The following is a 6375-nucleotide window of genomic DNA, read 5'->3' as shown; positions in this document are numbered from 1 at the left end:
ATATTTAATTCCTTCACGCCCCGTACCACTTTCTTTCACACCACCATAAGGCATATGATCTACTCTGAACGTTGGGATATCATTAATCATGACACCACCAACCTCTAGCTCATCAATTGCACGCATTGCTTTAACTAAATTATTTGTAAATACACCTGCCTGTAAGCCGTAACGCGAATTATTTACTTGTTCAATCGCTTCATCAAATTCTTTAAATGTATTTACTGTCATGAGTGGGCCGAATACTTCTTGGCACTGCACAGATACATGATCTGGAACATTTGTTAATACAGTCGGTTCAAAAATTCTTGCATCCCGCTTCTTACCACCGCATAAAACAGTTGCTCCTTCCTTAATTGCTTCTTGAACCCACATATCAATTCGCTCTACATCTTTTTTTGAAATTAAAGCTGATACATCCGTTTCCTCAAGCAGTGGATCACCAACAACAACTGATTCCATCGCTTTCTTCAGCTTCGAAAGAAATTCATGCATTTTCGTTTCATGTACAAAAACACGTTGTACGGAAATACAAACTTGTCCATTATTAACAAATGCTCCCCATTTTACACGTTCAATTATTTCATCTGTTAACTCTACATCTTCATCAATGATAACAGCAGCATTTGATCCTAGTTCCAACGTAACTCGTTTTAGCCCAGCCTTTTGTTTTATTCCAATTCCAACTTTTGGACTTCCGGTAAAAGTAATAGAAGCAACGTAATCATTTTTGACGATGGCCTCACCAACCGTGGAGCCAGGGCCAGAAATGATATTTAAAGCTCCATTTGGCAATCCTGCCTCTTCAAATAACTCAACTAATGCATAAGATGATAATGGCGTTTGATCAGCTGGCTTTAATACAACTGTATTTCCGGCAGCAATTGCTGGTCCAACTTTATGCGCTACTAAATTTAATGGGAAATTAAATGGTGTAATAGCCCCTATAACCCCAATCGGCTTTCGGATTGTATATGCGATACGCCCATCCGCACCAGGTGCGGCGTCTAATGGCAATGTCTCACCATATATACGCTTCGCTTCTTCAGCTGCAAATTTGTACGTTTGAACAGTACGATCTACTTCTCCCCTTGCAGCACGTATTGGTTTTGCAGCCTCTTTTGCAATAATCTCTGCAAATTCTTCTCTTCTTTCATCCATTTTTTGTGCAACTTTCTCTAAAATAGTCGCACGATCATATGCAGATAATGTATTCATTTTTGTCATTGCATTTTTTGCAGCAGTAACAGCCTCTTTTACATCTTCTTCCGTTCCTTGTGCAATTTCCGCTAATGTTTCTTCAGAATATGGTGCGTACAATGGTTTATACGTGTTTACAGATTTCCAGTCTCCATTTATATATAAATGCTTTTTCATACTTCTTCTCCTTCCAAATATATGTATACAACAATACTTCACCTAGTGAAAGGTTTGACTTATGTCATTGTATCATAGCTCCTATCCCTCAAAAAACATTATGCTCAAAAAAACTCTGCTATATAGCAGAGTTTACGAGCTAATTTGCTCTTGTAACGAAATTTGTTTTTCATCTTCTAAAATAACAATCGATTCTACTATCTTTGTAACTTCTAATCTTTTTATATAATGTCCATCTAATTCTTTCACACAAAACTTATAATTTTCAATTTCAATGGAATCCTCTTCAGCAATCTCTATATTCTTCGTTAAAATCCAACCACCGATTGTATCAACACCATCATCATCAATCCCTAAACCAAATAACGTATTTACTTCACTAACAAGTACTTTTCCCTCTAGTATCGTCTTCGTTTCACTAACCTTTTGAATTTCTGGCTGCTCATCCGTATCAAACTCATCCTGAATATCTCCAACAATTTCTTCCAGAATATCTTCAACAGTAACAAGTCCAGATGTTCCACCATATTCATCTATCAATATAGCAATATGTGTTCTTTCTTTTTGCATTTTCAAAAACAAATCATGAATTGGAATAGAATCGATAACTAAAATAATTGGTCTCATATATTGCTCTACTGTCTTCTTATTAACAGCTTTATGTTGTACAAATTCAGTAAAAATATCTTTGAAATTCACAAAACCTATTACGTGGTCTTTGTCGCCATCAACAACTGGATACCTTGTATATTTTTCACGAGACATTTTTTGCAGAGCTTCTTCAGCAGACATCTCTTTACTTATAATATTCATTTCAGTTCGAGGTACCATTATTTCTTTTGCAATGCGATCATCAAATTCAAAAATTTTATTCACATATTTATATTCAGATTGATTAATCTCACCATTTCTATAACTTTCTGAAACTAACAACCGTAATTCTTCTTCTGAATGAACCTCATCATGTCCCTTCGGCGGTTTCAGCCCTAGCAGCTTCGTAATGATTCGAGCTGAACCATTTAATAGCCAAATGAATGGGAATGCAATACGATAAAAGAAAATTAACGGCTTAGAAACAAGTAAACTCACTTGTTCAGATTTTTGAATTGCAAATGTTTTTGGGGCCAATTCACCTATTACAACATGTAAAAAAGTAATTAACAAAAACACTAAAATCACAGCAAAAATGTCTGCTAGTTGAGTAGAGATATTCCAATTTGCAAAAAGCGTATCAAACATTTGCTTTAACGCAGGTTTACCAAACCACCCAATTCCTAAAGCTGTAACAGTAATTCCTAGCTGACAAGCAGATAAATATTCGTCTAAGTTTGTAATGACTGTTTTGACCGATGTTGCACGATTATTTCCTTCTGCAATTAAATAGTCAATTCGTGAACTTCTCACTTTAACAATTGCAAATTCTGCTGCAACGAAAAATGCCGTTAAAGCAATTAAAACAATCACTATACTTATACTATATATGTCCAAATACTTTTCCTTACTTACATTGTAAGCAAGGAAGCCACCTCCTACTTAATTTTATTCAAGTGAAGTAAGCATTCTAATACTCTAACAAAATTCTACATTAGCAACCACCTTTTTATATATTATATGCATACATAAAAAAGATATTTATCATTATGATAATCTAATTCATTTACACTAGTCAAATTATTCTAAATGTTACGATAAAACATTTTTATTTAAACGAACTATTCTTCTCAACTCAATTTCGTGAAAAAACACTTTCTTTGCCGATTCCACACTTCTTTTGTCGCACTAGAAGGGAACTTACTTCATAGCTCGAAATCATTCAACAGGATATATATAGGAGGGATTATTTTGGAATATAAAACACCATTTATCGCAAAGAAATTAGGTGTTAGCCCAAAGGCTGTTGTCCGGATCGCACAACAATTAAATCTTACGATAGAGAAAAACAAATATGGTCACTTTATTTTCACACAAGAGGATGTCGATCAAATGTTAGAACACCATCGATTTCAAATAGAGCAATCTCAAAATTCTCAATCTACTCAAAAGGCTTCCTCAAATGAAGTTGAGGAATTAAAAACTCAAGTTAATACAATTGTTCAAAACATATTACCCAATGATTTTGAGCAATTAGCTGATCAATTAAACACTATTACGAGAAGACTTGATCGAATGGAAGAACAAATGCAAGATAAGGCAAATGATGTCGTCACGTACCAACTTTTACAACACCGTCGTGAAATGGAGGAAATGTTAGAGCGAATTCAAAAGTTAGAAGCTGCCCTAACGAAAGAAGAACCCATTTATATTACTCCTGATTCAAAACCAACATATGAACGAGAAAAGAAACCGAAGCGCCGCAAAATGATTTTTAGTATATTTGGATTATAATTTTTAGACCCTTATTAAAATAATAAGGGTCTTTTTTAATGAAGAGTTATATCCTATACAAATATTATTCTCTTTATTATACATATTCACTTCGCTTTATTTCGTTAACATAATATTTTTACTGTATTCTGCAATTAATGCCTGTGCATGAGCATTCCCTTGAATCACATCACGAAATTCTTTTAAAGAATACAAATGCGTAACCCCTTTTCGAGCATGAATTCTTACTGGTACACCTTGTAAAGTATCATGAAACTGAAAAGGATTATCTATTGGTTCAATTGGAAAACCAAGTGTAAGTAAATACATATACATTCTTTTTGTTACTGCTGCAATGTACCATTCAGCTTTTGTTTCTAACGCATGTATAAATAAAATAGCTGTTAGCCTTTTGAAATGTCCTCTCCCACGAGACGTTTTCGAAATACTTAACTTACCTATTTCATACACATTCTTCAAATCTTTTACTAAATCATTTTTAGAAAACGGATAGAAAAACTCAGAATTTGATTGTTCAGGTATCGTATACTTAATACATTCTACTGTACCAATAGGATGTTCATCTTCTATTAATAAAAATCGTGATGGATTTAAATTACGTTCTACGAACATTAAGTTTCTTTCTTCACAAAAATCTCCCCATAGTTGCTCGAACCCAAAATGTTCTTCCTTTGTTTGAACACGCTGGAACATATTTAACCGCCTTTCCCATCGCCGCTCTGTTTTTGATAACGCTTTCACTATCTATCATATAAGAACAAATCTTCGTATGCAACTAAAAATATTTATGACTTATTATATTCTGCAAAATGAATTAGATTCCAATTTAATCGACTTTTATCCCGCGCTCACATTCCTTTTAATAATACATTTATAGCACTTTTCAAATCTAAATTACATTATGTTTCTTTCCATACAGCATATAATTCTTCTTAATCTAAAGAAATCCTTTATGAAAAAGGATTTCTTTTACTTCTTAATGCTTTTTAACCATTTTTCAAAAATTTGTACCATCCCATGTTTTCCAGCTAATTTCTCTTCCCCTTGTTTCGTCTTATATGGATATAACTGCAAGAAAACACCGCATCCAGACTCAATTTTTTTACTATGCATATGGCTTCCTGGATATACACAAATGACTTCATAAATTGACCTTCGATAATAGACTCGCTTTCCATCCTGTTCTTCTACATACTTTATAGACCAGTACTTATACATTTGCTCAGTTGCTTTCGTATTTCCGACGTGCTGAAAAATATTGTACATTGGACTATACTTCACTTCAATAATAATAGAAGATTTATATACGTATTTCCCATCTTCTTTTACATAACAGTCTAAGCGAATATCTGGCTTCTTCGTATCCTCACCATTGTAAAAATTACTACCTTTACTTAATGCAATAAGAGGATGTGTTTCAATTAAGTCATTAAATGCAACATGCACCTTTATATCCTCTCGTTCTAAAACTACTGTCGTTCCATCTTGTAATCCATCTACATAAAAATGTTCTTGTATTTGTTCACGGATAGAGTTTCTAGCTTCAAAACCAATTTGCTCTAAAATTGAAATAACGATAAAAAAAGCGTAATATTCATACACTAAAAACGTTGGCTTATAAACAAATAATAACGATGGAGATTGATCCGTATATTGCGGGAGTACTTCTAAATGATGTAGTAATTGTTGATGTGGTATCGGTAAATCATGTAAGTTCATGTTACTTGTTTCGGTAACTTCCCTCCAAAACGAAGAATGCATTAACATTTGAAAGTATTGTACATTTTCATGCACAATATGCGCCAATATTTTATATTCTTGTATTTTCATTGAGCTCTTTCGTAAATCGGCTTCTTTTAGTAAATGTATATTTTTATATTTTTGCTTCTCTCTATCAGTTACCGATCCATTACGCTCAATTGTTTGTATAATCGTTTTTACGGCTTGAAACTCTTCTGATTTTTTCTTTTTTTCTCTTTCTAAGATTTCAATTGTTTGACGTAAAAAACTTTTTGCTTCAATTAAATAATGATAAAATTGCATCGCTTTATATTTAAGAAATGCATTTTCCTTACTATTTTTTTGTTCCATAAACTTACGATTATAATGTTTGGCATAAGGTTTTCGTTCTGCCACTATAGTTCCTTTTCTTGTTGGCCTTCGCTCTTTTCCTTCCCATTTATATTCATTTATAAATTTTGAGCTTGATTCTATTTTCTTAAAGATTTGCTTTATCATTTTCATTTTTTGGGGTAACTTTCTAAGTAACACTAAATAAGAAGAATCCTCAATATCGCTAAGTGCAGAGAAGGTCTTTTTATAGTAACCTCTATCCAAAATCAACTCATTTAAAATTGACTTCACATAGTCTTGAATCATTTCAAATTGATCATCAAAAAAGTTTTTCGGTACGATTTGAAATGCGCCATAATACGTTGTCTCTTCTATACGCACTTCAAAATGGTATAAACCACAACGCCATGGATAAAAGAATTCTGTTTTCCCATGTTCATATATTAATACTCTTTGTTTTTTTTCATTTATTTCATATTGAGCCTCTTTTATATTTTTCTGTCCCTCATATACTTTATTCCATATAAAAGTAATATTCAT

The 6375-nt window shown here is 32.9% G+C and carries 5 protein-coding genes; 1 reads left to right on the top strand and 4 read right to left on the bottom strand.

Annotated elements, in window-relative coordinates; translation table 11 throughout:
* Both ACQGS6_RS21150 and ACQGS6_RS21145 read right to left on the bottom strand, forming a co-directional pair.
* A partial coding sequence (locus ACQGS6_RS21150; RefSeq protein ID WP_426965538.1) for an aldehyde dehydrogenase family protein occupies positions 1-1377 on the bottom strand: 1377 nt, incomplete at its 3' end.
* A 132-nt stretch (positions 1378-1509) separates the two neighbouring features.
* Positions 1510-2865 carry a hemolysin family protein gene (locus ACQGS6_RS21145; RefSeq protein WP_000356251.1) on the bottom strand — a complete coding sequence of 452 codons (1356 nt, stop codon included), beginning with the start codon at positions 2863-2865 and terminating at the stop codon, positions 1510-1512.
* Positions 2866-3219: 354 nt separating this feature from the next.
* On the opposite strand from ACQGS6_RS21145, the gene racA reads away from it, so the two are divergent.
* On the top strand, positions 3220-3762 hold the full coding sequence (gene racA / locus ACQGS6_RS21140; protein ID WP_000456021.1) for a chromosome-anchoring protein RacA: 543 nt from the start codon (positions 3220-3222) through the stop codon (positions 3760-3762).
* A 96-nt stretch (positions 3763-3858) separates the two neighbouring features.
* On the opposite strand, the gene ACQGS6_RS21135 is transcribed toward racA, so the two are convergent.
* Positions 3859-4455 carry a hypothetical protein gene (locus ACQGS6_RS21135; protein ID WP_000487794.1) on the bottom strand — a complete coding sequence of 199 codons (597 nt, stop codon included), beginning with the start codon at positions 4453-4455 and terminating at the stop codon, positions 3859-3861.
* A gap of 276 nt (positions 4456-4731) precedes the next feature.
* The coding region (locus ACQGS6_RS21130; RefSeq protein ID WP_426965537.1) for a hypothetical protein at positions 4732-6375 on the bottom strand (1644 nt) is incomplete at its 5' end.

Origin of the sequence: Bacillus sp. GMs2/2, from assembly GCF_050172095.1 — a bacterium.
GTDB lineage: Bacteria > Bacillota > Bacilli > Bacillales > Bacillaceae_G > Bacillus_A > Bacillus_A cereus.
Note: the sequence above shows the minus strand (reverse complement) of the source record. Positions and strands in the feature narration are given on the sequence as shown.

Bases quoted from the DNA above. Each gene is read 5' to 3' on its own strand.
- ACQGS6_RS21135 (WP_000487794.1), bottom strand. From the start codon at position 4,455: ATGTTCCAGCGTGTTCAAACAAAGGAAGAACATTTTGGGTTCGAGCAA.